Source organism: Streptomyces marispadix (assembly GCF_022524345.1).
Lineage (GTDB): Bacteria > Actinomycetota > Actinomycetes > Streptomycetales > Streptomycetaceae > Streptomyces > Streptomyces marispadix.
The window spans coordinates 1657143-1683392 of record NZ_JAKWJU010000002.1 but is presented as its reverse complement, the minus strand read 5'-3'; the positions used below and the strand labels follow the sequence as shown (position 1 = coordinate 1683392).

The window sequence follows — 26250 nt, the reverse complement described above, 5'->3', positions numbered from 1 at the left end:
CCCGGCGGGCACCCGCGGCCCGCGTTGCGCACCCCCCGGCCGCGTCCGCGGTGGTTCAGAAGGGTGCGGCGGCGGCGAGCACAGGTAGCATCCCGGCATGGCTGGAGAACCGCAGGCCGACTGCCTGTTCTGCAAGATCGTCGCCGGTGAGGTGCCGGCGACGGTGGTACGCGAGTCGCAGGCGATCACCGCGTTCCGCGACATCAATCCGCAGGCGCCCACGCACGTTCTCGTGATCCCCAAGGCGCACTACCCCGACGCCGCCTCCCTCGCCGCCGCCGAGCCGCAGCTCGCCGCGGACGTGCTGGTCGAAGCGGGCGAGGTCGCCGCCGCGGAGAACATCACCGCGGGGGCGGGCGGACCGGGCAACGGTTACCGCATCGTCTTCAACACCGGCTCCGGCGCGGGCCAGACGGTCTTCCACGCACACGCACACGTCCTCGGCGGGCGCGGCTTCAACTGGCCGCCCGGCTGAGCGCGGCAGCCGACCCCCGTACAGGGAGCGGACGCCGCGATGTCGCCGCGTGAACTGGTCGTGCTGGGGACCGCCAGCCAGGTGCCGACCCGGCAGCGCAACCACAACGGCTACGTGCTGCTCTGGGACGGCCACGGCATCCTCTTCGACCCCGGCGAGGGCACGCAGCGCCAGATGCTGCGAGCCGGAGTCTCGGCGCACGATCTGACGCGTATCTGCGTCACGCACTTCCACGGCGACCATTCGCTCGGGCTGGCCGGTGTCGTTCAGCGCATCAATCTCGACCGGGTGCCGCACACCGTCACGGCGCACTACCCCGCGAGCGGCGAGCGCTTCTTCGAGCGGCTCTGCTATGCGACGGCGTACCGGGAGACGGTGCGGCTGCGCCGCCGACCGGTCGCCGGTGCGGGGGAGTTGACGGGCACGGGCGGCGCCGCGGAGTCGGGTACGGGCCCCGCAGGCGGGCCGGACGCCGAGCCGGAGGAGGAGCGGCCTCCCTTCTCGCTCTTCGCGCACCGGCTCTCCCACCCCGTGGAGACCTACGGCTACCGCCTCGACGAGCCCGGCTCGCGCCGCATGCTCCCGGAGCGGCTGGAGGCCCGCGGCATCCGCGGCCCCGACGTATCGAGGCTGAAGCGCACGGGCGAACTGCGCGGCGTACGCCTGGAGGAGGTCAGCGAGCCCCGGCCGGGGCAGTCCTTCGCGTTCGTCATGGACACCCGCATGTGCGACGGAGTACACGAATTGGCCCGCGGCTGCGACCTCCTCGTCATCGAGGCCACGTTCCTCGACGAGGACGCCGCCCTGGCGGAGGAGTACGGACATCTCACGGCGGGCCAGGCCGGACGCGCGGCGGCGGAGGCAGGCGTACGCAGCCTCGTGCTCACCCACTTCTCACAGCGCTACACGGACGCCTCGCTCTTCGCCCGGCAGGCCCGAAGGGCGGGCTACGAAGGGGAGTTGACGGTCGCGGAGGACGTGATGCGCGTCCCCGTGCCCAAGCGGCGGCCCTCCCGCTGAGTACATACCGGTGCGTCACATACGTCCCGGGCGGTCCCGTCAAGTTCCTTGCTGATCCCTGATAACAACTCTGCAACGCCCGGGATTTGTACGTACCTTCGGAACCGGTGTGGGGGAGTTCCCCTCAGAACTGGAGCAGCCAATGTCCCGGAAACGTAAGAGCAGTCTGAAGGTCAAGGCCGCCGCGGGCGTGGGAGCAGCCGTTCTCGCGGTCGGGATCGCAGCGGCGACCGTCAGCACGAGCCAGGCGGCCACGGAGAACTGCGCCGGTCTGGAGCAGGCACTGAAGAACAACCAGAACTTCATCGCCGCGCAACAGGCCAACCCCGACGCGCAGTCGGAGGCGAGAATCGCCAACCGGGAGGCCGTCATCGCCAACATCCAGCAGCGCCTCCAGGCGGCCGGCTGTCAGTGAGCCGAGCGATTCGGGCGGCACGGGAAACCCCGTAGGTCCCGAGCAACCCCGAGTGACCAACCGACGTCCCCTTTAAGAGCCCCCGCCACCGTCCCATCCTCCGATGACCAGTCCTACGCGCCCTCGGGCGCATCCATGGGCCTCGGCGGCACAGGGCGGCTCGCCGAGAAGGAACGGCCGGCACCTCCTGCCCAGGTGCCGGCCGTTCGCCGTTCCCGGCGGCCCGGGGCGGCGCGGGCGGCCCGAACTCGCCGCTCAGGGCCCGTACTCGGCAGCCGTCCCCACGGACGCGTCCCGGGCACCGGCCACGGACACGTCCAGGGGCGTGGCCCCCTGACGAGCCCACGGTCCGCTCAGCCGTCGCCGTCCTCGCGCATCAGCTCCAGGAATCGCCGTATCCCGATGTTGCCGCCCGAGACCACGACCCCGACCCGGGCCGGAAGCGGATCGATGCGCCCGGCGAGCAGCGCCGCGACCCCCGTCGCACCGCTCGGCTCGATCACGATCTTCAGCCGCTCGAACGCGAGACGCATCGCCGCACGGATCTCCTCGTCGCTCACCACCTCGACGGCCGACAGCAGCCGCCGGTTGACGGAGAACGTCAACTCGCCGGGCGTCACGGCCGCTTGGCCGTCGGCGATGGTGCGCGGCACCTCCTCCAGCGAGACCCGGCGTCCCGCCGCGAGGGAACGGCGTGTGTCGTCGCCCGCCTCCGGCTCCACCCCGATCACACGGATCTCCGGATGGAGCCCCTTCGCCGCGGTCGCCGATCCGGCGGCCAGCCCGCCCCCGCCCACCGGGACGACGAGGGCGTCCAACTCCCCGGTCTCCTCCAGCAGTTCCAGCGCCGCGGTGCCCTGGCCCGCGATGATGTGCGGATGCTCATACGGCGGCACGAGCGCAAGCCCCCGTTCCTCGGCCAGCCGCCTGCCGATGGCCTCACGGTCCTCGGTGTAGCGGTCGTAGGTGACGATCTCCGCGCCGTAGTCGGCCGTCGCGTCGATCTTGGAGCGCGGGCTGTCCTCCGGCATCACGATGACGGCCCTGCTGCCCAGTTCGCGGGCGGCGAGCGCCACGGCCTGCGCGTGGTTGCCCGACGAGTAGGCGGCGACGCCGTTCGCGAGCTGCGCGGACGGCAGCCGGCACACGGCGTTGTAGGCGCCGCGGAACTTGAACGCCCCCACCCGCTGGAAGTTCTCGCACTTCAGATGGACTTCGGCGCCGACCAGCCGGTCCAGCGTGCGGGAGCGGAGCACCGGCGTGCGGTGCGCCGCCCCCTTCAGCCGGTCGGCCGCGTCACGTACGTCGGCGAGCGTGACCGGCTCGGTGCCGGGCGCCGCCCCGCGGTCTTCCGTACTCGGGATGCCGCTCATGGATGTCTCGCACCTCGTTCCTGCGCTTCTAGGGAGCTACATCCTCGCCCGCCGCGGCCGCGACTTTGAGTGCGTCCCCTCCGTACGGCCGCGCGCACGACGTAAGCGGAGGTACGTACGTCCCTACGGCAGGAAGTACATCGGGTTGGGCAGCTTGTAAGTGCGCTCCGCGTGGCCGCCCTTGAGGTCGCTGAACTGGTCGCCGAAGTTGGCGAGGATCCTGAAGCCCTCGGACTCGAAGTGCTTGCGCGTGCCGGACTTGTACTCGACCGTCGTGCAGTCCGAGCCGCACTCCAGATACGGCGGCGGGTTCTCCTTGTCCTTGAGGTAGAAGTGCTTGGCGTCGACGGGGGCCTTGTAGCCGACGTTCTTCAGGTTCCGCACGCTCCAGTCGCGCTGGTGCTCGGCGCGGCCGGTGAGGAAGAAGACCGTGATGCCGCTGCTGTGCGCCCAGTTGACCAGCTTCTTCATGCCGAAGACGGCGTCCATGTCCGTGGTGCGCAGATACTCGTCCTGAAGCTTCGGGTCGAAGTTGTAGCCGATCTGCCGCTCGAAGTTGTACGTGAGCAGCGTGGTGTCGTCGACGTCCATGACGATGGCCGGCTTGTGCCCGTGCCCGGACCCGCCGCTCCCCGCCGCACCGGCGCCGGACTTCGCGGAATCCCCGGACTTCTCGTGCTCCTTGGCCATGGCGCGCTTCAGATCGCGCTGGGCGTCGGCCGCGATGCCGCGCACCTGCTTGGCGTAGTCGCTCTTCGGGGACGCGTAGTGCTCGCCGTCGGGGGTCTCGATGTCCCCGTAGTAGTCGGCGATCTGTTCCTTGACCTTGTCGATGTTGGGTATCTCGCGGTCGGTGCCCGGCGCGGAGCGCTCGGCCGTCGCCTGTCCCGCGCCGAAGAGGGCGGTACCGGTGAGGACGGCCGTGACGGTGAGCGCGGTGATCGCGGCGCGGCGCCCGCGCGAAAGCGCCCAGGGGAACGTCGTCTTGGTGCGTGCGCTCGTGTCTTGTTCGGTCGGCGGCATGGGGGGCTCCAAAGCTCCAGAAGTCGTACGGGCCGCGGCGGGGCCCGCGGCCTTGTCTCGGCGTGGTGCAGGGGGAAGCTAACAGAGGCCCGCCCGGGGTTCTACGCGCGGAGATGGAACTTTGCCTTGAACTTTGCCGAACGCGACACCCCGCCCACGTCGCCGCATGGTCGACGGTTCGCCTCCCGGGCGGCAGAGTTGAGCGCAACCGACAATCCGCGCCCACGACGGGTGGGTGCGGGCCGAGTACGGAGGGTCCGGATGTCACAGGAGGTGCGCGGCGTCATCGCGCCGGGCAAGGACGAACCGGTGCGCGTGGAGACCGTCGTGGTCCCCGACCCCGGGCCCGGCGAGGCCGTGGTGCGGGTGCAGGCGTGCGGCGTCTGCCACACCGATCTGCACTACAAGCAGGGCGGCATCAGCGACGACTTCCCCTTCCTCCTCGGCCATGAGGCCGCGGGCGTCGTGGAGTCCGTGGGCGAAGGCACCACGGAGGTCGAGCCCGGCGACTTCGTGATCCTCAACTGGCGTGCGGTGTGCGGACGTTGCCGTGCCTGCCGCCGTGGACGCCCCTGGTACTGCTTCGACACGCACAACGCCCGTCAGCCCATGACCCTCGCCTCCGGCACGGAACTCTCCCCGGCGCTCGGCATCGGAGCCTTCGCCGAGAAGACGCTGGTGGCGTCGGGTCAGTGCACCAAGGTCGACCCCGAGGTGTCCCCGGCGGTCGCGGGTCTGCTCGGCTGCGGCGTGATGGCGGGGATCGGCGCCGCGATCAACACCGGCCAGGTGGGGCGCGGCGACTCCGTCGCGGTCATCGGCTGCGGCGGCGTGGGCGACGCGGCCATCGCCGGTTCCCGGCTCGCCGGGGCGGCCCGGGTGATCGCCGTGGACATCGACGAACGCAAGCTGCGGCAGGCGGAGTCCATGGGCGCGACCCACACCGTCGACTCCAGCTCGACCGACCCGGTCGAGGCGATCCGCGAACTGACGGACGGCTTCGGCGCGGACGTGGTCATCGAGGCGGTCGGCCGCCCCGAGACGTACCGACAGGCCTTCTACGCACGTGACCTGGCCGGGACGGTCGTCCTGGTCGGCGTGCCGACGCCGGAGATGCGCCTCGAACTCCCGCTGCTGGACGTCTTCGGGCGCGGCGGCTCCCTCAAGTCCTCCTGGTACGGCGACTGTCTGCCGTCCCGCGACTTCCCCATGCTGATCGACCTCCACCGCCAAGGGCGGCTGGATCTGGAGAAGTTCGTCACCGAGAAGATCGCGCTGGACGAGGTGGAGCACGCCTTCGACCGCATGCACGCGGGGGACGTGCTGCGGTCGGTGGTGGTGTTCTGACGAGTGGCGCGGGTGCGGGCGCGGGGCGCGGGGCGTTCACGTCTGCGTGACCGTCGGGTCCGGGCACGAGACGGCGGCGTCCCGGCCCGGACCTTCGCTTTGCCCCGGGACTAGGCTCCTTTTACTGGTCGATTACCCTGGCGCAGTGATCGCCCATCGCAACGACCGGCCCGTACGCCGGTCCTGAAGCCGACGTGACGGGGGCCCGAAGATGCAGCCGACCCACCGCCGGTCCACCGGTCCGCCTTCGCGCCCATCGCGCCTTCGGCGTCCTCCGCGCCCGCCCTCTGCGCCCGTGCCGTACGAGACGCCGTCGCCCGCCCGTCGCATACGGAGCCGAGCCGGACGCCGCCGCTGAACCGACCCGGAGGTCAGACGCCCGTGCACGACACCACCGCCATGCTCATCGAACTCGGGGCGATCATCCTGGCCTTGGGCCTTCTCGGAAGATTCGCCGGACGCATCGGCTTCTCGCCGATCCCCCTCTATCTGCTCGCCGGTCTCGCCTTCGGCCACGGCGGCATGATCCCGCTCCAGGCCAGTGAGGAATTCATCGCCACGGGCGCGGAGATCGGCGTCATCCTCCTGCTGCTCCTGCTCGGCCTCGAATACAGCGCCTCCGAACTCGTCACCAACCTCAGGACCCAATACCCCTCCGGCGCCGTCGACTTCGTACTCAACGCGCTGCCCGGTGCCGCCGCCGCGCTGCTGCTGGGCTGGGGCCCGGTCGCCGCGGTCGTACTCGCGGGGGTCACCTGGATCTCCTCGTCGGGCGTCATCGCCAAGGTCCTCGGGGACCTCGGCCGACTCGGCAACCGGGAGACGCCCGTCATCCTCGGCGTACTGGTCATCGAGGACCTGGCGATGGCCGTCTATCTGCCGATCCTCACCGCGATCCTCGCCGGTGCGGGCCTCGCGGGCGGTTCGCTGACGCTGCTGATCTCGCTGGGCACCGTCGGCGCGGTGCTCTATCTCGCGCTGCGGCACGGACGTCTCATCAGCCGGGTCGTCTCGTCCGACAACGCGGAGATGCTGCTGCTGGTGGTGCTCGGCCTCACGCTGCTCGTCGCCGGGATCGCGCAGAAGCTCCAGGTCTCGGCGGCCGTCGGCGCCTTCCTGGTCGGGATCGCGCTCTCCGACGAGGTCGCCGAGGGCGCGCACAGCCTGCTCACACCGCTGCGCGACCTCTTCGCCGCCGTCTTCTTCGTCTTCTTCGGGCTGTCCACCGAGCCCGCCGACATCCCGCCCGTGCTGCTGCCCGCGCTCGTCCTCGCCGTCGTCACCGCGCTCACGAAGGTCGCCACCGGCTGGTACGCCGCACGCCGCGCGGGCATCAAGGCCCCCGGGCGGTGGCGGGCCGGCGGCACGCTCGTGGCGCGCGGCGAGTTCTCCATCGTCATCGCGGGCCTCGCCGCCGGGGCCGAACCGCGCATCGGCCCGCTGGCCACGGCGTACGTGCTCATCCTCGTCGTACTCGGGCCGCTCACCGCCCGCTGGGCGGAGCCCGTCGCCCGGCGGCTACGCCGCGGCAGGACGGCCGAGATCCCGCCACGGCCGAAGCCGGAGGCGGCCGCCGCCGCCGAGGAGCTTCCACGGGCCGCCGCCGACGAGCCGGACTCCGCCAGCACATCCCGCTGACGCCCCGTGCGGAGCGCGCCGCGTATGGGGGGTGGCGCATCGCGGTCCGGGCGTGCGGGTGCGTGCCGGTGCGTGCCTATGCGCGTATGCGCGTATGCGCGAGCTTTCCAAGTGCGCCGCCTGCGCGAGCTATTGACCGGTGGCAGTTCACCTCCATAGCCTCCGTTTTCATACGTGGACGTCATCCACGTACGGGGACATCAGCAGCCCACGAGCGGCCAGCGAGCCGACGGACGCGACGGGAGCCGCCCATGACCGCCGACCTGACCATCACGGACGTACGCCTCACCCCCGTCCTCGTCGCCGATCCGCCCCTGCTCAACACCCAGGGCGTGCACCAGCCCTACGCGCCGAGGCTCATCGTCGAGGTCGTCACGGCGGACGGCACCAGCGGCTTCGGCGAGACCTACGGCGATACCAAGTACCTCGACATCGCACGCCCGTTGGCCGCCGCACTCCAGGGACGCCGGATCACGGATCTGAACGGCCTCAACGCACTCGTCTCCGGCGTCGCCGTCGACTCCGCCCGCGTGGACAACTCCGTCGACGTCGGCGGGCTCCGCGGCGTCCAGACCGCCGGCAAGCTACGGCTGTCGGTGGTCTCCGCGTTCGAGGTCGCCTGCCTCGACGCACTCGGCAAGTCCCTCGGACTGCCCGTACACGCCCTGCTGGGGCACAAGCTGCGCGACCGCGTCGAATACAGCGCGTATCTCTTCTACCGCTGGGAGCAGCACCCCGGCGGCGTCGGCGAAGGCGACGACTGGGGCGCGGCCACCGATCCAGACGGAGTCGTGGCACAGGCCCGCCGCTTCGCACGCGACTACGGCTTCGGCTCCTTCAAGCTCAAGGGCGGCGTGTACGAGCCCGCCGAGGAGATCGCCGCCGTACGCGCGCTGGCCGAGGCGTTTCCCCGGGGCACCGCTGCGCCTCGACCCCAACGGCGCCTGGTCCGTGGCGACTTCGCTGCACGTCGCCCGCGAACTGCGCGACGTGCTCCAGTATCTGGAGGACCCCACGAGCGGCACGCCCGGGATGGCCGAGGTCGCCGCCGAGGCGGGGGTCCCGCTGGCCACCAACATGTGCGTGACGACCTTCCCCGAGGTCCCCGAGGCGTTCGCGACCGGCGCCGTCCAGGTCGTGCTCAGCGACCACCACTACTGGGGCGGTCTGCTCCGTACCCGCGAACTGGCCGCTCTGTGCCGTACGTTCGGCATCGGCCTGTCCATGCACTCCAACACCCATCTGGGCATCTCGCTCGCCGCGATGACCCATGTCGCCTCGACAGTGGCCAACCTCGACTACGCATGCGACAGCCACTACCCCTGGCAGTCCGAGGACGTCCTCACCCGGCGGCTGACCTTCCACGACGGATGCGTGGAGGTCTCCGACGCCCCGGGCCTCGGAGTCGAGATCGATCGCGAGAGGCTCGCCGCGCTCCACCGGCGCTGGCTCGACGACGACGGCACCATGCGCGACCGCGACGACGCCGCGGCCATGCGCAAGGCCGACCCGCGGTGGGTCGCTCCGAGCGTCCCGCGCTGGTGACTTGAGGACCGCGCCCCCCGCAGGCGGTACGTGGACGACGGCGACGGCGGCTCCCGGGGACCGTCGAGGGTGAAGCGGACGGCGCCGGTTGGCCCGATGCACGGCCCGCGCGGTACACCGGAGACACCAGCAGCAGCAGCGGAGGCCGCCGGCGCCGTCGGAACGGCGTAGGGGGCCTGCGCCGCCACAGGCGTCGGAGGAGTCCAGGGTGAGCACGGGCGCGGGGAACACGGGAGACGCGAGGGGCACAGGGGACGCGAGGGACGCGTCAGACACGGGCGACGCCGAGCCGACCCCGCGCCCCGAGGGCAGCGAGCACGCGCACGACCACAGCTACGGGCCGGACCCGTGGACCGGACCCGCCGCGGCTCCACGCGCACACGCCACCGTGCCGCCCGGCCCCCACACCTTCGACCCGCTCGCCGCCCTCCGCGCCCCCGGAGACCCGGCCTGCGACGTCTACCTCGCAGGCACCGTCTTCCTCGACATCATCTTCACCGGCCTCGACTCCGCCCCCGTACGGGGCACCGAGTCCTGGGCGCGCGGAATGGGCTCGTCCCCCGGCGGCGTCGCCAACATGGCGACCGCCCTCGCACGTCTGGGGCTGCGCACCTCGCTCGCCGCGGCGTTCGGCGACGACATGTACGGCGACTACTGCCGCGAAGCCCTCGACAAGGGCGAAGGCATCGACCTCAGCCTCTCCCACACCGTCCCCGGCTGGCACTCGCCCGTGACCGTCTCCATGGCCTACGAGGGCGAACGCACCATGGTCTCCCACGGCCACGAGGCCCCGCCCCGCGAGACGGCGCCGCTCACGCTCCCCTACGGCGCAGACGTGCGGCACCCCGGCGGCACACCGACCGGCAGCGTGAGCACCACGGACGGCGTGAGCACCACGGACGGCGAGGACGGCGCGGAGGGCGCCGGCGGCGCGGCCCACCCCGGCACGGCCAACGTCCCCCTCGACCCGGAGGCCCCCGGCTGCCCGCCGCCCGCCCGCGCCTGCGTGACCTCCCTCGCCCCGGGCGAGAGCCAGGACTGGATCGGCGTCGCCGCCCGCCGCGGCAGCCGGGTCTTCGCCGACGTCGGCTGGGACGGCACCGGCCGCTGGGACCTCGCCGCCCTGCCCGACCTGGAGCACTGCGAGGCGTTCCTCCCCAACGCCGAGGAGGCCATGCGCTACACCCGCACCGACTGCCCCCGCACAGCGGCACACGCTCTGGCCGAGAAGGTGCCGCTCGCCGTCGTCACCCTCGGAGCACAGGGCTCCGTCGCCGTCGACGGCCGCACCGGCGAGAGCGCCGAGGTCCCCGGCATCCCCGTCGACGCCCTCGACACCACCGGCGCGGGAGACGTCTTCGTCGCCGGCTTCGTCATGGGCTCACTGGCGGGCTGGCCGCTGGCCGACCGGCTGGCCTTCGCGGGGCTCACGGCGGCGCTGTCCGTCCAGGAGTTCGGGGGCTCGCTCTCCGCGCCGGGCTGGCCCGAGATCGCAGCGTGGTGGCGCCGCGTACGTACGGCGGACCCGGGCACGCGACCCCGGCCCGCGGAACGCAGGACGCCCGGAGCCGTCCCGGACCCCGCACCGGCAGGCGTACACCGATCGGCCCCCTGCCACCCGGACAACCCCTACGCCCGCACCTACGCCTTCCTCGACGCGGTGCTCACCGGCTGCCCCGGCCCCGGCCCGCGCCGCCGAGCCCTGCCCACCCTCGGCTTCGGCCGCGGCACCGGGCCCGCCTAGCGCCTGCCGAACGCGCCGCCGCCACCGCCCTGTTCCGCAGACCGCCCCGGGCCCTCGTTCCGTAAATCGCATTCTGGCTTGTCAGTGCCGCGTCGTATTCTTGAAAGTCCACCGCCAGGAGAGACAGAGAGGGATGAGGAAGGCCCGACCGGGTCGCCCATGACGCAGACAACGACGAACCAGGCGGGCTCATCTCAGGCACCGCAAGCCACGGCCCGCTTCACCGTTCCGGCCAAGCACCCGATGGTGACCGTGCTGGGTTCCGGCGACTCCCTGTTGCGCGTGATCGAGCAGGCGTTCCCCGCCGCCGACATCCATGTGCGCGGCAACGAGATCAGCGCCTCCGGCGAGGCCGCCGAGGTCGATCTGATCCAGCGCCTCTTCGACGAGATGATGCTGGTCCTGCGTACCGGCCAGCCCATGACGGAGGACGCCGTCGAGCGCTCCATCTCGATGCTCCGCGACCAGCAGGACGGCACCGGCGCCGCCACGGAGACCCCGGCCGAGGTGCTCACGCAGAACATCCTCTCCAACCGCGGCCGCACGATCCGCCCCAAGACGCTCAACCAGAAGCGGTACGTCGACGCGATCGACAAGCACACCGTCGTCTTCGGCATCGGCCCCGCCGGCACGGGCAAGACCTACCTCGCGATGGCCAAGGCCGTCCAGGCCCTCCAGTCCAAGCAGGTCAACAGGATCATCCTGACCAGGCCGGCCGTGGAGGCCGGCGAGCGCCTCGGCTTCCTGCCCGGCACGCTCTACGAGAAGATCGACCCGTATCTGCGCCCGCTCTACGACGCCCTGCACGACATGCTCGACCCCGACTCCATCCCCCGCCTGATGGCGGCCGGGACGATCGAGGTGGCGCCGCTGGCCTATATGCGGGGCAGGGCGCAGCCCGTGTTCACGAAGGTCCTGACGCCCGACGGCTGGCGCCCCATCGGGGAGCTTCAGGTGGGCGATCTGGTCACAGGGTCGGACGGAGAGCCCACCCCGGTGCTCGGCGTGTACCCGCAGGGCGAGAAGGACATCTACCGGGTCACCGCTCAGGACGGTTCATGGACCTTGTGCTGCGGAGAGCACCTGTGGACTGTCCGTACGGCCTCCGACCGCCGCCGAGACCGGCCGTGGAGGGTCCTTGAGACCAAGGAGATGGCGGGCAGTCTCCGTGCCGCGCATGCGCGGCGGTACGAGCTGCCGATGCTCACCGCCCCGGCGGCCTTCCCCGAGAGGGAAGTCCCGATGGATCCCTACGCATTGGGGCTGCTGCTGGGCGACGGAGGCATCACCGGGACCACCACGCCGTCCTTCTCGACCGAGGACCCCGAGCTCGCCGAGGCTCTGGAGGCGGCGTTGCCGGGTGTCGCAGTGCGCCACAAGAGCGGGCCGGACTACGTCCTGAACAGGGTCAAGGCGCCCGGCGACGTCGTGACACTGGAGAACCCGGTCACGGGCGTCATGCGGCAGCTCGACCTTCTGGGCAGCCGCTCGAACACGAAGCTCGTGCCGGAGGTCTTCCTCCACAACTCCGCCGAGGTCCGTCTCGCACTGCTACAGGGGCTCCTCGACTCCGACGGCGGCCCCGTCGTCCAGGCCGACCGCACCTGCCGGGTCCAGTACACGACGACGTCGATCCTGCTCCGCGACGATGTCGTGTCGCTCGTCCAGTCCCTGGGCGGGGTGGCGTACACCCGGCGCAGGGCGGCGGCAGGCCGTGCCCCGGGACGGGTGAGGAACCGCCGAGTCCCCTACCGGTACGACGCGCACGTTCTGGACATCCGCCTTCCCGAGGGCGTCGAACCGTTCCGTCTCGCCCGCAAGCGGGAGAAGTACCACGCGGCGGGCGGCGGCGGACGTCCGATGCGCTTCGTCGACACCATCGAGCCTGCGGGCCGTGAGGAGGCGGTGTGCATCCAGGTCGGGGCTGAGGACTCGCTCTACGTCACTCAGGACTACCTGCTCACGCACAACACCCTCAATGACGCGTTCATCATCCTGGACGAGGCGCAGAACACGAACCCCGAGCAGATGAAGATGTTCCTCACCCGGCTCGGGTTCGACTCGAAGATCGTGATCACCGGGGACGTGACGCAGGTCGACCTGCCGGGCGGCACCCGGAGCGGACTGCGGCAGGTGCGGGAGATCCTGGACGGCGTGGACGACGTGCACTTCAGCATGCTCGACAGCTCCGACGTGGTGCGGCACAAGCTGGTCAGCCGCATCGTCGACGCCTACGAGCGCTACGACGTGCGCAACGGCACGGACGCCGCCGCCCACGTCCCGACGGCCGGACGCGGCAGCGGCGGCAAGGCGGGCGACCGCCAGGGCCGCGGCGGCGGCTCCGCCAACGGCGCCCCCGACACCCACAGCGGCCCCGCCCACGGCGGTCCAGGCCGCGGCGACTCCGGTCACAGTCACGGAAAGCACTGAGCCCCGCGCATCATGACGATCGACGTCAACAACGAGTCCGGACGCTCCGTCGACGAGCAGGCGCTTCTCGACGTCGCCCGCTACGCCCTGAGCCGTATGCGCATCCACCCCCTCGCCGAGCTGTCGGTCATCGTCGTCGACGCCGACGCGATGGAGCAGCTCCATCTCCAGTGGATGGATCTGCCGGGCCCCACGGACGTGATGTCGTTCCCGATGGACGAGCTGCGGCCGCCCGTCAGGGACGAGGAGGAGCCGCCGCACGGCCTGCTCGGCGACATCGTGCTCTGCCCGGAGGTCGCCGAGCGCCAGGGCGCCGAGGCGCCGACGCAGCACTCGATGGACGAGGAGCTTCAGCTCCTGACCGTCCACGGGGTGCTGCATCTGCTGGGTTACGACCATGAGGAGGCAGCCGAGAAGGCCGAGATGTTCGGGCTTCAGACGGCGATCCTGGACGGCTGGCGTGCCGAGCGCGGCCTGACGGGGCCTTCTCCCGCCCCCACCACCGCATCGTGACGGCCCGGCTGATCGCGGCGGCGGTGCTGCTGCTTGTCGTCGCCTGGCTCGCGGCCTGTGCCGAGGCCGGTCTGGCCCGTACGACGAGCTATCGCGCGGAGGAGGCGGTACGGCAGGGCCGGCGCGGAGCCGAGCGGCTCGCGGTGGTCGCGGCCGATCCGACGCGCTATCTCAATCTGGCGCTGCTGGTGCGGGTGGCGTGCGAGGTGGCCTCCGGCGTGCTGGTGACGTACACGGCGCTGCGGGTCTTCGAGGAGACGTGGGAGTCGCTGGCCGTCGCGATGGGCGTGATGGTGCTGGTCAGCTATGTCGCCATCGGTGTCTCGCCGCGGACGATCGGGCGCCAGCATCCGCTGAACACCGCTACGGCCGCCTCGTATGTGCTGGTCCCGCTGGTGCGCATCCTCGGGCCCGTGCCGCAGCTTCTGATCCTCCTCGGCAATGCGCTCACGCCCGGGAAGGGCTTCCGCAAGGGCCCGTTCGCGAGCGAGGCGGAGCTGCGGGCGATGGTCGACCTGGCGGAGCAGGAGTCCCTGATCGAGGCCGACGAGCGGAAGATGGTGCACTCCGTCTTCCAGCTCGGCGACACGATCGTGCGTGAAGTGATGGTCCCGCGCACGGACTTGATCACCATCGAGCGGTTCAAGACGATAAGGCAGGCGCTGACGCTGGCGCTGCGCTCCGGCTTCTCCCGTATCCCCGTGGTGGGGGAGAGCGAGGACGACATCGTCGGCATCGTCTATCTCAAGGATCTCGCGCGCAGGGTGCACATCAGCCGCGAGGCGGAGACGGAGCTGGTGTCGACGGCGATGCGTCCGGCCGCTTTCGTGCCCGACACCAAGAACGCCGGCGATCTGCTGCGTGAGATGCAGCAGGACCGCATCCATGTCGCGGTCGTCATCGACGAGTACGGCGGTACGGCGGGGATCGTCACGATCGAGGACATCCTGGAGGAGATCGTCGGGGAGATCACCGACGAGTACGACCGTGAGCTGCCGCCCGTAGAGGAGCTGGGCGAGGGCCGCTACCGGGTCACCGCGCGGCTCGACATCGGCGACCTCGGCGAGCTTTACGACCTGGTCGGGCTCGATGACGAGGACGTGGAGACCGTCGGCGGTCTGCTCGCGAAGTCGCTGGGAAGGGTGCCGATCGCGGGCGCCACGGCGACCGTCGACGTCACCGAGGACCGCTCGGACCCGGAGCTGACGGCGCTGCGCCTGACGGCGGAGGCCCCTGCGGGGCGGCGGAACAGGATCGTGACGGTGCTGGTCGAGCCGGTCCGCTCCGCGGAGGACGCCGACGAGTCCGCCTCGGACGAGCCTGCCAACGCCTGACCGGCCCGGTCTGCCGTAGTCCCGCCTCCCGGAGTCCCATCACCCGGAGTCCCGGAGTCCCGGAGTCCTGGAGCACGGTGTTCCGGAGTCCCGGTCTCCGGCGGCCACTTGAGCCGTCTGAACCGGTGGCCCCGGCTGCCGGTGCCCCCGACGGGACCCGTCCCGGCCGCGTCATATGCTCGGGCGTATGAGCGACCAGAGTGACCAGGCACTGGACCCCGAGGACCGCAAGCTCATCACGCTGGCGCGCAGCGCCCGCGCCCGCAACACCGTTCCGGAGGGCGCGGCCGTGCGGGACGAGACGGGCCGTACCTATGTGGCCGGTTCTGTGGAGCTGGCCTCGCTCCAGCTCAGCGCCCTGCGTACGGCGGTGGCGATGGCGGTCGCCTCCGGGGCGAAGTCGCTGGAGGCGGCCGCGGTGGTCACGGAGTCGGAGCTGATCCCCGCCGAGGACCTCTCGGCGGTGCACGACCTGGCGGGGCAGGCGACCACGGTGCTGCTGGCCGGGCCGGACGGCGCCCTGCGGGCGACCGTCGCCTCCGCCTGATCCGGAACCGGGGCCGTAGCCCGGGTCGCCGGTGTCCGCCGGGCCTTCGCCGGCGGTCGGTGGCACTCACCCGATCGGGGACAATGGTCGCCATGGATGCACCTTCCCCGACCTCCGCCGCGGCCGACGCCGCGCAGGCGCAGCACCGCTCCGGATTCGCATGCTTCGTCGGCCGCCCCAACGCGGGCAAGTCGACGCTGACGAACGCGCTGGTGGGCACGAAGGTCGCGATCACCTCCAACCGTCCTCAGACGACCAGGCACACCGTGCGCGGCATCGTGCACCGTTCGGACGCGCAGCTCGTGCTCGTCGACACCCCCGGTCTGCACAAGCCGCGGACGCTGCTGGGGGAGCGGCTCAACGACGTCGTGCGCACGGCGTGGGCGGAGGTCGACGTCATCGGCTTCTGTCTGCCCGCCGACGAGAGGGTGGGTCCCGGCGACCGTTTCATCGCGGGCGAGCTGGCCGGTCTCAAGCGCACGCCGAAGGTGGCCGTCGTCACCAAGTCCGATCTCGTCGGCTCCAAGGCGCTCGCGGAGCAGCTTCTCGCGGTCGACCGGCTCGGCAAGGAGTGCGGGATCGAGTGGGCGGAGATCGTGCCGGTGTCCGCCGTCGAGGACCGTCAAGTCACGCTGCTGGCCGACCTGTTGATCCCGATGCTGCCGGAGGGGCCCGCGCTCTATCCGGACGGCGATCTCACGGACGAGCCCGAGCAGGTCATGGTGGCCGAGCTGATCCGTGAGGCCGCGCTGGAGGGCGTACGGGACGAACTGCCGCACTCCATCGCTGTCGTCGTGGAGGAGATGCTGCCGCGCGAGGGCCGTCCCGAGGACCGGCCGCTGCTGGACATCCACGCCAACATCTTTCTGGAGCGGCCCAGTCAGAAGGGCATCGTCATCGGTCCGAAGGGCAAGCGGCTCAAGGACGTCGGCACGACCTCGCGCCGCCACATCGAGGCGCTGCTGGGTACGCCCGTGTATCTGGATCTGCATGTGAAGGTCGCCAAGGACTGGCAGCGCGACCCCAAGCAGTTGCGCAGGCTGGGTTTCTGACCTGCCGCCGCTGCGGCGGTCAGTCGCCTTCCTTCAGCACCGTGGCGACGAGCTTCGACTGGGCCTCGGTCAGCCGGGGATCCGCGCAGTACGAGGTCCCTTGGTCCGAGGTGATCTCGTAGTGGAAGCCGTCAGGTACGCCCAAGGGCTGTGCTGCCAGGCCCTCCGTGTGGGCGCTGCGGGCGAGTTCGTCGAGGTACGCGGCGTCGGGACGGCCGTCCGTGGTCAGCGTGGCGCGACGGGTGAGGCCGCCGAAACCTCCGGTGCGGGTGACGGTGATGCGCATGCCCTCATCCTCCCTCGATTCCGGCGGCCCGTCCCACGGGTGTGCACTCCCGTCGGTGTGCGGCCAGTTGATGTGCGACTCGTCGGTGCGCGGCCTCGTCGGTGCGCGAACCCGTCCGTGCGGCTGAGCAATTCGTGCACGGGCGGCCCGTGCGTCACCCCTCAGATATCAGCCGTCGGGTACCAATCATCGGATGACGGATGACGGATGACGGATGACGGATGACAGCCGTCAGTTTTTGTCAGCCGTCATCCGTCAGGCATCCGGTGTCACCCCGACCACGGACCACGCCTTGACCACTGCCTCCCGCTCGGGGCTGTCCTCCCCGTAACGGCCGTCCGCCGCCTTCACCGTGGCGCCCGCGAACGCCGCGAAGTCCGCGTCCGGCGAGAGGTCCCCTGAGGTGAGGGTGTCGTACCAGATCCGCCCGGCGTGCTCCCAGGCGTGGCCGCCCAGTTCGGTCGCCAGCCGGTAGAACGCGTGGTTGGGGATGCCGGAGTTGATGTGCACGCCCCCGTTGTCGGAGCCGGTGTGCACGTAGTCGTCCATCTTCGCCGGCTGCGGGTCCTTGCCGAGCACGTCGTCGTCGTAGGCCGTGCCGGGGGCCTTCATCGAGCGCAGCGCCCTGCCCTCGACCTCGTCGGTGAAGAGGCTGTCGCCGATCAGCCAGTCCGCGGCGTCGGCGGTCTGGCCGAGGGCGTACTGCTTGATGAGGGAGCCGAAGACGTCGGAGACGGACTCGTTGAGCGCGCCGGTCTGGCCGAAGTAGGCGAGGTTCGCGGTGTGCTGGGTGACTCCGTGGGTCAACTCGTGCCCGATGACGTCGACGGGCAGCGTGAAGTCGCGGAAGATCTCGCCGTCGCCGTCACCGAAGACCATCCGTTCGCCGTCCCAGAAGGCGTTGCCGTAGTCGCGGCCGTAGTGGACCGACGCCTCCATGGGCATGCCCGCGTCGTCGATCGAGTAGCGGGAGAACGCCTTGAGGTACAGCTCGAAGGTCGCGCCGAGACCCGTGTAAGCACGGTTCACGCTGGCGTCCTCCACGGCCTTCTCGCCCTCGGAACGCACCTTCTCGCCGGGCAGTTGCTCGGTGTGCCCGGCGTCGCTGATCGTGCGCCGGGGCTTCTTCTCCGCGTCGTCCTCCGCTGTTGTGCGCGCACCCGTCACCCGTGCCATGCGGACGGTGGTGATGCGGCGCCGGGTGCGCTGAAGGGCGTCGTGCTCCAGGGTGCGGCGTGCCGGTTCGTACAGCGAGGGATTCCCGGAACGCGAGAGGTGGTCGAGGAGATGGGGCGGCACGATTGTGCAGAAAGCCCTGTTCACACTGTGTCCTCTCTTCGTGTGCGCTGCGTGTCCACCCGATCTGTGGACCGTGGCACACGGTCATCGACATGTAACTCCCTGCTGCTGGGATTCCCGCGAGCGTTGACGGGAAACATGCACCAACAGGTGCAGAAGCGCACACAGTTCCCCAACTGCCGCCCCCGTTACGTGACTCGGCGTGACGAACCGGCGCTACGCCCCGTACATGCCCCCGGTGTGAACGAATGCACAGTCCCGCATGGTGATACGGATGCGGCGCTGTCCGCGGTCTCGGTTAGACTCGCGAATCATGCGTTTCGGGCTGCTTCTTCTTAGCTGCCGCGGCGAGGGTCTGTAGTCGTAAGGCCGACCCCCTCCCCGCGGAGACCGGTGCTGCCACCGTCGGCCCTCGAAGCCCACCACGCGGAGCCCTCCGCGATCAGGAGCCCCAGCACATGACTTCCTCCTCCGCCTCCGTCGGCGCACCCACGCCCATCACGGCCGCGACGGTACGGCAGAAGCCCTCCGGAATGCCCGTACACAAGTACCGCCCGTACGAGGCCGTCGACATCCCCGACCGCACCTGGCCCGACAACCGCATCACCAAGGCGCCCCGCTGGCTGTCCACCGACCTGCGCGACGGCAACCAGGCGCTGATCGACCCCATGTCGCCGGCCCGCAAGCGCGCGATGTTCGACCTGCTGGTCTCCATGGGCTACAAGGAGATCGAGGTCGGCTTCCCCGCCTCCGGCCAGACCGACTTCGACTTCGTACGTTCCATCATCGAAGAGGACGCGATCCCCGACGATGTGACGATCTCCGTGCTCACCCAGGCCCGCGAGGAGCTGATCGAGCGCACCGTCGAGTCCCTGAAGGGCGCCCGCAACGCGACCGTCCACCTCTACAACGCCACCGCGCCCGTCTTCCGTGAGGTCGTCTTCCGAGGCACCCGCGAGCAGGTGCGGCAGATCGCGGTCGACGGCACCCGGCTGGTCACGGAGTACGCGGAGAAGCTGCTCGACGACCGCACGTCCTTCGGCTACCAGTACAGCCCGGAGATCTTCACCGACACCGAGCTGGACTTCGCCCTGGAGGTCTGCGAGTCCGTCATGGACGTGTGGCAGCCCGGCGACGGCCGCGAGATCATCCTCAACCTGCCCGCCACGGTGGAGCGTTCGACGCCCTCCACGCACGCCGACCGCTTCGAGTGGATGTCCCGCCACCTGTCGCGGCGCGAACACGTATGTCTGTCGGTGCACCCGCACAACGACCGCGGCACCGCCGTCGCCGCCGCCGAACTGGCGATCATGGCGGGCGCGGACCGCATCGAGGGCTGCCTCTTCGGCCAGGGCGAGCGCACCGGCAACGTCGACCTGGTGACCCTGGGCATGAACCTCTTCAGCCAGGGCGTCGACCCGCAGATCGACTTCTCGCAGATCGACGAGGTCAAGCGCACCGCCGAGTACTGCAACCAGATGGACGTCCACTCCCGGCACCCCTACGTCGGCGACCTCGTCTACACCTCCTTCTCCGGCTCCCACCAGGACGCCATCAAGAAGGGCTTCGAGGCGATGGAGGTACGTGCCGAGCGCGAGGGCAAGAGCGTCGGCGACCTGGAGTGGGCCGTGCCGTATCTGCCCATCGACCCCAAGGACGTGGGGCGTTCCTACGAAGCCGTCATCCGCGTCAACTCCCAGTCCGGCAAGGGCGGTATCGCCTACGTGCTGAAGGACGGGCACAGCCTGGACCTGCCGCGCCGTATGCAGATCGAGTTCTCGAAGATCATCCAGGAGCGCACGGACAGCGAGGGCGGCGAGGTCACCCCGGCCGACATCTGGGAGATCTTCCAGAACGAGTACCTGCCCACGCCGGGTAACGCCTGGGGCCGCATCGCACTGCGCACCGGGCAGACCACGACCACCGTCGACGGGCAGGACGCCGTCACCGTGGAGGCCACCGTCGACGGCGAGGAGACCGTGCTCGCGGGCAGCGGCAACGGACCGCTGGCCGCGTTCTTCGACGCCCTCCAGACCGTCGACGTCGACGTGCGGCTGCTGGACTACGTCGAGCACACGATGAGCGAGGGCGCGGGCGCACAGGCCGCCGCGTACATCGAGTGCGCCGTCGAGGACAAGGTGCTGTGGGGCGTCGGCATCGACGCCAACATCGTCCGCGCGTCCATCAAGGCGGTGGTCTCGGCGGTCAACCGCGCCGCGCGCTGAGGCTGTTCGCGCTCCGCGTACACACGCGGGCGTATGACCTCGCGCCGCGGCCCTCCCGGCGCCGTCCCGAACCGCCTCCCAAGGGCGTCATCGCAGCGTTCCGCGGGCCTCACCCACTTCCGGGTGAGGCCCGCGCCCGTTCCGCGTCCGTCTCCGCGCCCGCGGACCAGCCGCGTACCGCTGTAATCGTCCGGAACGGGGTGCTGACGCCGCACTTCCGCTGTGGTTAACATCACGCTCACGGCAGCGTGGCCGAATCGTGACGGAGGTACGGCGTGGGCGGGGCTAGATACTCCCGTGACCGGCAGCGACAGAGTCCAGGCGGACGTCTGGCAGGTGTACGCACAAGCTGGCACACCGTGGACGACGGGGACTTCTTCTGCCCCGGCTGCGGCGGAGACCGCAGCTACCGCCGCCGCACCGGAAGGCGCCGCTTCGTGTTGCTGGGCGTGCCGCTGCTCTCCCGAGGCCACGTCGCCCCCGTACTCGAATGCGCCGCCTGCCACGGCCACTTCGGCACCGAGGCCCTCGACCACCCCACCACCAACCGTCTGTCGGTCCTGCTGCGCGACGCCGTGTACGCCATCGCGCTCACCGTGCTCACCGCGGGCGGCTGCGAGAACCGCGCCACCCGTGAGGCCGCCGTGCAGACCGTCCGCGACGCGGGCTACACGAACTGCACCGAGGATCAGCTCCTCACGCTCCTCGCCGCTCTCACCGCCGAGCGCGACACCGCGGCCGACAGCGTCTCCGCCGAGATCGAACTCCACGAGGCCCTGGCCCCGCTCGCACCGCACCTGGCCTCGGCCGGCCGCGAGTCCCTGCTGCTGCACGGGGCCCGGATCGCCCTGGCCGACGGCCCGTACTGCACACAGGAGCGGGAGGCGCTGGCGGCGGTGGGCCGGTCGCTACAGCTCGCGGACGCCGACGTCGACCGGCTGCTGACGCAGGCACGTACGCCGCACTGACCCCGGGCTCCCCGGCTCTTCCGGGCGCGACTCGTTCCCGGCCTGACTCCGTCCGGGCCCGGCGTCCGGGCCCTGCTCGTTCCGGGCGCGACTCTTTCAGGCCGCGCCCGGCATGAGGCCGCAACGGGCACGACCGCCGCAACCGCCGCAACCGCCGCAACCGCCGCAACCGCCGCAAGGCCGTGGCGCGTTGACACCCGGCCGCCGAGTTCCGGCCGTCGTCCCGGCCCCGATGAGCCCAGACCGCCCCTGCACCGACCGGCGATGTCCCGAACGTGCTCAGACCACCGGCAGCGCGTAGAGGGCGTGGTCGTTCATCACGAAGACGCGGTTGCCGCCGCCCGCGAGCCAGCGGGGGCGCGTCGCCTCGGGCAGCGGATAGTTCCAGACGGTGTGGCCCTCGGTGGAACACCGAACACAGAGACCAGACCCGACGGCGAGGGGGTTTGTTTCTGACGGCAGGGGGGCGACGCCGCCAGCAAGATCACGGGCGGCGTCGGCCCGCATGCGGAGGTCATCCACGGCGACCGCAGGATCAGGTCCTGGTCTTGCCAGAGGCTTCGCGGTGCGTCGTAGGGTGAGCGCGTCAGCACGCGGCGCGACGGTCGGGGGGATTTGTGGATCCGGAGATCACGGCACTGGCAAGTACCGCAGGGACCACCCTCGTCACCCTGATGGCCACGGACGCGTGGGAACGCACACGCGACGCCGTCACCTCGCTCTGGCGTCGCGTGCACCCGGGACGTGCCGACATGGTCTCCGGTGAACTCGAAGCCACCCGTGAGGAGTTGCTGGCTTCGGAGCCGGACGGGGACCCGGACGCCAGGCAAGAACTCCAGGCGGAGTGGCAGGGCCGTATCCGGCGCCTGCTGGTGGCCCGGCCCGACGCGGCCGAGGAACTCCGCGCACTCCTCCGGGACATCGACACGGGTGATGCGGCCGGTCCGGCAGTGACGCAACATGCGACCGCCTCGGGCAACGCCAGGGTCTACCAGGCCGGACGCGACCAGCGAATCGAAGAGCGGGGCGGTGAGGCATGAGCGGCGCCATGGACGGCCGCGCTCATGATGCGGGCCGCGTCTACCAGGCGTCCGGCGACCAGCACATCACCGAGCACCACCACCATGAAGCCGTCGAGGCGCGATACGGCCCGGACTCGGTACGCCGACCGGCCTTCGGCCGTCCTCCGGTGGCACTCCGCGACCGCGAACAGCTCATGGACCGCTTATGCGGAGCGATCGACGCGGGCACCCGCGACCAGGTCTACGTGCTTCACGGAATGGGAGGGTGCGGCAAGACCACGGTCGCGTACGCGCTGTTCCAGCACGCTACGACCGGTGCCGACCGCGTCGGCTTATGGGTGAATGCCTCGGACATGGCGACGCTGCGCGGCGGCATGCTCGCCGTCGCAGCGGACAGAGGGGCCACGGAAGGCCAACTGCAAGCAGCACGGAGCGGGTTGCGCGCAGCGGCCGACCTTGTCTGGGACCGGCTCGACCAGTCCGACGAACCCTGGCTTCTCGTGCTCGACAACGCCGATGACCCCTCGATCCTCCAGGACGGCTGGTTGCGTACCAGCCCACGTGGCACCGTCCTCGTCAGCACCCGTCAATCGGCGCCGCACTGGTGGCCCTACGCCGAGCTGCACCACGTCGGCGTACTGCCGCAGCAGGCGGCGGCCCAAGTCCTGTGCGACCTGGCGCCCGAAGCGGGTACCTCCGAGGACGCCGCCCAAATCGCGGAAAAACTTGGGCGGTTGCCGCTCGCACTCACCCTCGCGGGTGGCTTCCTCTCCCACCAGGTGATCGAGCCCTGGACGATGAAGCAGTACGGATCCCGCCTCGACGGAGGCGGACAGGTAGGTCTCATCGACCGGGGAGCCGTCCGTCTCCCCGGCGAGGACTCCCGCCAACTGGTCAGCCGCACCTGGCAGTTGTCTCTCGACGCACTCGCCGCACAGGGTTCCCCCGAGTCCACGGCGCTGCTGCAACTGCTCGCCTGCTACGGGTCGGACCCCCTGCCGCTGTCCCTGCTCAACGGCCCCGAACTGGCGGCAGTACTGTCTCCGGCGCGGGCCGAAGCCGCGCTGCGCGGACTGCTGGACCACTCACTCACGGCTCTGGTCGACGTCGGCGTCCGCTGCATACAGACCCACGGCGTACTGCTCGCCAGCGTCGCCGCAGGGACTCCGGCCCCGCAGCTTCCCGCCCTCCGCGCCGCAGCCGGAAAACTGCTGAACGCCGTCGTTCCTGCCGTCCCCGAACCCGGCCAGAACGACGTGAGGATGCGCTTGCTGGCGCCCCATGTCCTGGCTCTGCTGCGGCAGGCGGACGACGAGCCGACCGTAGCCGAGGCGCTGGACGTCGCCATTCGGCTCGCCATCTCCCTGCACCGCGACGGCGATTACCAGGCGGCGCTCGAACTCGCTTCCGCGGCGGGCCCGTTGGCGCAGCGAACGCTGGGAGGGGAACACCGGCTGGTTCTGACCGCGGAGGAACGGGTCGCCCGTGCGCTGCTGCGCTTGGGGCGGTACGAGGAGTCGGTCGCCGTGCATCGCCGGCTGCTCGCCGTTCGGGAACGGCTTTTCGGCGCTGAGGATCTGGACACTCTCAGCAGTTGTCAGGCGCTTTACATGCCGCTGCTACAGCTTGATCAGACTCCCGAAGGGCTTGCCTTGCTTCGCCGCGCGGTGGCGGGCCGAAAGCAACTGCTCGGCCCCGGCCATCCGCTGACGTTGCGCGACCGGTCCCATCTGCTGGCGGGGCTTCCCTTCGCGGAACTGGCCGACGAGATCGACAGGTCGGAAGTTCCCTTGCCGGAAGAGTGCGCTACCCACCTCGGTCGAGAGCACGCCGTCACCCTGCACGCGCGACTCAACTACGGTTTCGCCCTCTTCACCTTGGGTCGTTACGAGGCGGCCAGGGACGAGGGGCGTGCGGCCGCCGAAGACTACTTGCGGTGTCACGGGCCCGATCACTCGCTCACCCTGTCCACGCAGACCCTGTACGCCAGAAGTCTTTACGCCCTCGGCGAGTTGGTCCCGGCGACCGAATTGATGATCGAGGTCGCGGATCGACGCGAGAGGTCCCTGGGCGCTGAGCATCCGCATACGCGCAGCAGCCATGAGTTCGTCGAGGAATTTCGAAACGGCCGTCCGCCGACCGGCGACGACACCCCGGGAGCGAACAGCTAGGCCGTGTCTCGAAGTCGGCTTTCCCGCTGCGCCCGCCAACGGCCTCGGCTGTCCGGAGCCGGCCCCTGAAATCACTTCGCTCGTGCTCACCTCGTCCGGTACGGTCGCGGAGTTGTTCTCACTGCTGGGAGCCCATGCGGTTCGCGTAGGGCCCACCGGCAGTTCCCAGGCTGAGAGCGGGTTTCGTCATGGCATGTCGTATCAGTGAACTCGTGCTCGGCTGCCGCGAGCCCGAGGTGCTGGCGCGGTTCTGGTGCGAGGTACTGGACTTCGTCGTGCTCGACAGCGAGGACGACGGCACGCTGGAGATCGGTCCGCGCGAAGGGTTCGGCGGTCCGCAGCCGACGATCATCCTCAGCCGCAGGGACGAGCCGGAGAAGGGCAAGTCCCGGCTGCACATCGACGTCAACGCCACCGACCGCGATCAGGACGCCGAACTCGAACGCCTGCTGAAGCTCGGCGCCCGTCCGGCCGACATCGGCCAGACCGGGGAAGAGCAGTGGCATGTCCTGATGGACCCAGAAGGCAATGAGTTCTGCCTGCTCAAGGCCCGCCTCGCACCACTCTGAGGGACATCGGCCAGGTCGCCGTTCTCAGCGACTGCCTCCCGACCTCATTCAGATACTCAACTGCCGTGCGTCACAAGGCCGATGAAGGCCGACCAGGCGCGTGCGCCGACGATCACGACGGGGCCTTCCGGGGACTTGCTGTCGCGTACAGGGACGACACCCTTGAGGCCGTCCGCGACCTCGACGCAGTTGCCGCCGTCAGGGTTGCTGTGGCTGCTCTTGCGCCACTTCGCGTCGCTCAAGTCAGCCTGGCCGCTTGTCATTTCGGTAGCCCTCCGCCGCAGTCTCGATCATGGCCAGGGACGCCTTCGGGGACAGTGCGACGGCCCTGAGCAGATCGTACGACCTCCGGTACTTCTGCACGGTCCCCGGATCGTCGATGGTGTCTCCGCTGTACGTGGCCTCTGTGTAGACCATGGGCGGCGCATCGGCGAACGTCATGATCGTGGCGCTGCTGAGAACGAGTGGATGCGCCCCGGCATTCCACGGGAGGATCTGGGGAATGACTCGGTGGCGTTTCCCCAACTGGGCAATGTGAGCGAGTTGTTCGGCCATTTCCTGCGGGCGGAGGATGGGTTGCCGTAGCAACGACTCATGGAGGATCACCCAGTACAGCGGCGTCTCATCGTCCTCGAAGAGACTTGCACGCGCCAGCCGGGCGTCGACCTTGATGTCGACGCCATCCGAAAACCCAAGTACCTGGGTGCTTTCAAGAACCGCCCTCGCGTACGACTCCGTCTGCAACAGCCCCGGAATCAGCGTGGGACACCACTCCTCGATGGTCTCCGCCCGCTTCTCCGCCTCAAGCACCTTCTCGAAGTAGTCCGCGTGACCGCTCCGCCTCGCCTTCCGTACGTCCTCACAACGCCGCGCGAAAAATCCGTCCGTGCAAAGGACTTGGTCCACGTGCCGTGCCAGATCGAGCGGCATGCGCCGCTCGCCCCGTTCGATCTCGCTGAGATGGCTCGCGCCGTAGAAGCTGCCGTCGACCAGCTTCTGCTGGGTCAGCCCCGCCTGCTCCCGCTTCCACCGCAACTCCTTGCCGTAGAAGGTCGGAAGGCTCGCCGAGCCGTCGATGTCCTTGGGGCCGGGCATGGCTCACCGCCGTTCCGTGCGCAGCATTCGTCGTTCCTTCCGGGCACCGGCGGTCTCCGCACTTCCACGGCGCCGCTCGTGCCTTCCGCACGTCGCGGCCGGGAGCCCGGACCCCTGGCACGTTACGCGAATCGGCAGCAGAGTGTGAGGAGTTCGTCA

At 70.3% G+C, this 26250-nt stretch carries 23 protein-coding genes and 1 pseudogene; 17 read left to right on the top strand and 7 right to left on the bottom strand.

Annotated elements, in window-relative coordinates; genetic code table 11:
- The first annotated feature begins 97 nt into the window (after window positions 1–97).
- From MMA15_RS07240 to MMA15_RS07230, 3 genes are all read left to right on the top strand, one after another.
- Entirely contained in the window at window positions 98–475 is a 378-nt protein-coding gene (locus tag MMA15_RS07240) for a histidine triad nucleotide-binding protein (RefSeq protein WP_241058274.1), read from the top strand.
- A gap of 39 nt (window positions 476–514) precedes the next feature.
- On the top strand, window positions 515–1495 hold the full coding sequence (locus tag MMA15_RS07235; protein ID WP_241058273.1) for a ribonuclease Z: 981 nt from the start codon (window positions 515–517) through the stop codon (window positions 1493–1495).
- 142 nt (window positions 1496–1637) lie between these two features.
- Complete coding sequence (locus MMA15_RS07230) at window positions 1638–1910, top strand: hypothetical protein (RefSeq protein ID WP_308290517.1); 273 nt, start codon at window positions 1638–1640, stop codon at window positions 1908–1910.
- Window positions 1911–2263: 353 nt separating this feature from the next.
- On the opposite strand, the gene MMA15_RS07225 is transcribed toward MMA15_RS07230, so the two are convergent.
- Together MMA15_RS07225 and MMA15_RS07220 are read right to left on the bottom strand one after the other, a co-directional pair.
- Complete coding sequence (locus MMA15_RS07225) at window positions 2264–3283, bottom strand: pyridoxal-phosphate dependent enzyme (RefSeq protein WP_241058272.1); 1020 nt, start codon at window positions 3281–3283, stop codon at window positions 2264–2266.
- A 123-nt stretch (window positions 3284–3406) separates the two neighbouring features.
- Window positions 3407–4306 carry an HAD family acid phosphatase gene (locus tag MMA15_RS07220; RefSeq protein ID WP_241058271.1) on the bottom strand — a complete coding sequence of 300 codons (900 nt, stop codon included), beginning with the start codon at window positions 4304–4306 and terminating at the stop codon, window positions 3407–3409.
- A gap of 261 nt (window positions 4307–4567) precedes the next feature.
- Between MMA15_RS07220 and MMA15_RS07215 the strand changes: the two genes are divergently transcribed.
- The 9 genes and pseudogenes from MMA15_RS07215 to era all read left to right on the top strand — a co-directional run bounded on the left by MMA15_RS07215 (window position 4568) and on the right by era (window position 16456).
- Entirely contained in the window at window positions 4568–5653 is a 1086-nt protein-coding gene (locus MMA15_RS07215; RefSeq protein WP_241058270.1) for an S-(hydroxymethyl)mycothiol dehydrogenase, read from the top strand.
- Window positions 5654–6034: 381 nt separating this feature from the next.
- On the top strand, window positions 6035–7291 hold the full coding sequence (locus MMA15_RS07210) for a cation:proton antiporter (RefSeq protein ID WP_241058269.1): 1257 nt from the start codon (window positions 6035–6037) through the stop codon (window positions 7289–7291).
- Window positions 7292–7542: 251 nt separating this feature from the next.
- Window positions 7543–8836 (top strand): annotated as a pseudogene (locus MMA15_RS07205) (glucarate dehydratase family protein).
- A gap of 388 nt (window positions 8837–9224) precedes the next feature.
- Window positions 9225–10580 (top strand): PfkB family carbohydrate kinase, encoded by a 1356-nt coding sequence (locus MMA15_RS07200; RefSeq protein WP_241063058.1) that lies wholly within the window; start codon window positions 9225–9227, stop codon window positions 10578–10580.
- A gap of 159 nt (window positions 10581–10739) precedes the next feature.
- On the top strand, window positions 10740–13010 hold the full coding sequence (locus MMA15_RS07195) for a PhoH family protein (protein WP_241058268.1): 2271 nt from the start codon (window positions 10740–10742) through the stop codon (window positions 13008–13010).
- Window positions 13011–13022: 12 nt separating this feature from the next.
- Window positions 13023–13523, top strand: a complete 501-nt coding sequence (ybeY, locus tag MMA15_RS07190; protein WP_241058267.1) for an rRNA maturation RNase YbeY — start codon at window positions 13023–13025, stop codon at window positions 13521–13523.
- Window positions 13520–14857, top strand: coding sequence for a hemolysin family protein (locus tag MMA15_RS07185; protein WP_241058261.1), 1338 nt, complete (start codon window positions 13520–13522; stop codon window positions 14855–14857). Before ybeY ends, MMA15_RS07185 begins: the two co-directional genes overlap by 4 nt.
- A gap of 175 nt (window positions 14858–15032) precedes the next feature.
- The gene (locus tag MMA15_RS07180) at window positions 15033–15404 is read left to right on the top strand and encodes a cytidine deaminase-like protein (RefSeq protein WP_372498200.1); all 372 of its coding nucleotides are present in this window, start codon (window positions 15033–15035) and stop codon (window positions 15402–15404) included.
- 83 nt (window positions 15405–15487) lie between these two features.
- Window positions 15488–16456, top strand: coding sequence for a GTPase Era (gene era, locus MMA15_RS07175; RefSeq protein WP_241058259.1), 969 nt, complete (start codon window positions 15488–15490; stop codon window positions 16454–16456).
- A 19-nt stretch (window positions 16457–16475) separates the two neighbouring features.
- Here the strand turns inward: era and MMA15_RS07170 are convergent, their stop codons facing one another.
- Together MMA15_RS07170 and MMA15_RS07165 are read right to left on the bottom strand one after the other, a co-directional pair.
- Window positions 16476–16742, bottom strand: a complete 267-nt coding sequence (locus MMA15_RS07170) for a protealysin inhibitor emfourin (RefSeq protein WP_241058258.1) — start codon at window positions 16740–16742, stop codon at window positions 16476–16478.
- Window positions 16743–16997: 255 nt separating this feature from the next.
- Window positions 16998–18065 carry a M4 family metallopeptidase gene (locus tag MMA15_RS07165; protein ID WP_241058257.1) on the bottom strand — a complete coding sequence of 356 codons (1068 nt, stop codon included), beginning with the start codon at window positions 18063–18065 and terminating at the stop codon, window positions 16998–17000.
- Window positions 18066–18499: 434 nt separating this feature from the next.
- Between MMA15_RS07165 and leuA the strand changes: the two genes are divergently transcribed.
- Both leuA and MMA15_RS07155 read left to right on the top strand, forming a co-directional pair.
- The gene (gene leuA, locus MMA15_RS07160) at window positions 18500–20266 is read left to right on the top strand and encodes a 2-isopropylmalate synthase (RefSeq protein WP_241058256.1); all 1767 of its coding nucleotides are present in this window, start codon (window positions 18500–18502) and stop codon (window positions 20264–20266) included.
- Between the two features lie 275 nt (window positions 20267–20541).
- Window positions 20542–21234 carry a TerB family tellurite resistance protein gene (locus MMA15_RS07155; RefSeq protein WP_372498199.1) on the top strand — a complete coding sequence of 231 codons (693 nt, stop codon included), beginning with the start codon at window positions 20542–20544 and terminating at the stop codon, window positions 21232–21234.
- 279 nt (window positions 21235–21513) lie between these two features.
- Here MMA15_RS07155 and MMA15_RS07150 read toward each other — a convergent pair whose 3' ends face one another.
- A complete protein-coding gene (locus MMA15_RS07150; protein ID WP_241058253.1) occupies window positions 21514–21756 on the bottom strand; it encodes a hypothetical protein in 243 nt (80 codons plus the stop codon).
- A gap of 95 nt (window positions 21757–21851) precedes the next feature.
- Between MMA15_RS07150 and MMA15_RS07145 the strand changes: the two genes are divergently transcribed.
- From MMA15_RS07145 to MMA15_RS07135, 3 genes are all read left to right on the top strand, one after another.
- Window positions 21852–22274 (top strand): hypothetical protein, encoded by a 423-nt coding sequence (locus MMA15_RS07145; RefSeq protein WP_241058251.1) that lies wholly within the window; start codon window positions 21852–21854, stop codon window positions 22272–22274.
- Window positions 22271–24427, top strand: a complete 2157-nt coding sequence (locus MMA15_RS07140) for a tetratricopeptide repeat protein (protein ID WP_241058250.1) — start codon at window positions 22271–22273, stop codon at window positions 24425–24427. The genes MMA15_RS07145 and MMA15_RS07140 overlap by 4 nt, the downstream gene beginning before the upstream one ends.
- A 188-nt stretch (window positions 24428–24615) precedes the next feature.
- Window positions 24616–24996 carry a VOC family protein gene (locus MMA15_RS07135; RefSeq protein ID WP_241058249.1) on the top strand — a complete coding sequence of 127 codons (381 nt, stop codon included), beginning with the start codon at window positions 24616–24618 and terminating at the stop codon, window positions 24994–24996.
- A gap of 56 nt (window positions 24997–25052) precedes the next feature.
- Here the strand turns inward: MMA15_RS07135 and MMA15_RS07130 are convergent, their stop codons facing one another.
- Window positions 25053–25259 carry a DUF397 domain-containing protein gene (locus tag MMA15_RS07130; RefSeq protein WP_241058248.1) on the bottom strand — a complete coding sequence of 69 codons (207 nt, stop codon included), beginning with the start codon at window positions 25257–25259 and terminating at the stop codon, window positions 25053–25055.
- Window positions 25240–26091: a helix-turn-helix domain-containing protein gene (locus MMA15_RS07125; RefSeq protein ID WP_241058247.1), complete on the bottom strand. Its 852-nt coding sequence runs from the start codon at window positions 26089–26091 to the stop codon at window positions 25240–25242. Before MMA15_RS07125 ends, MMA15_RS07130 begins: the two co-directional genes overlap by 20 nt.
- Between the last annotated feature and the right edge of the window lie 159 nt (window positions 26092–26250).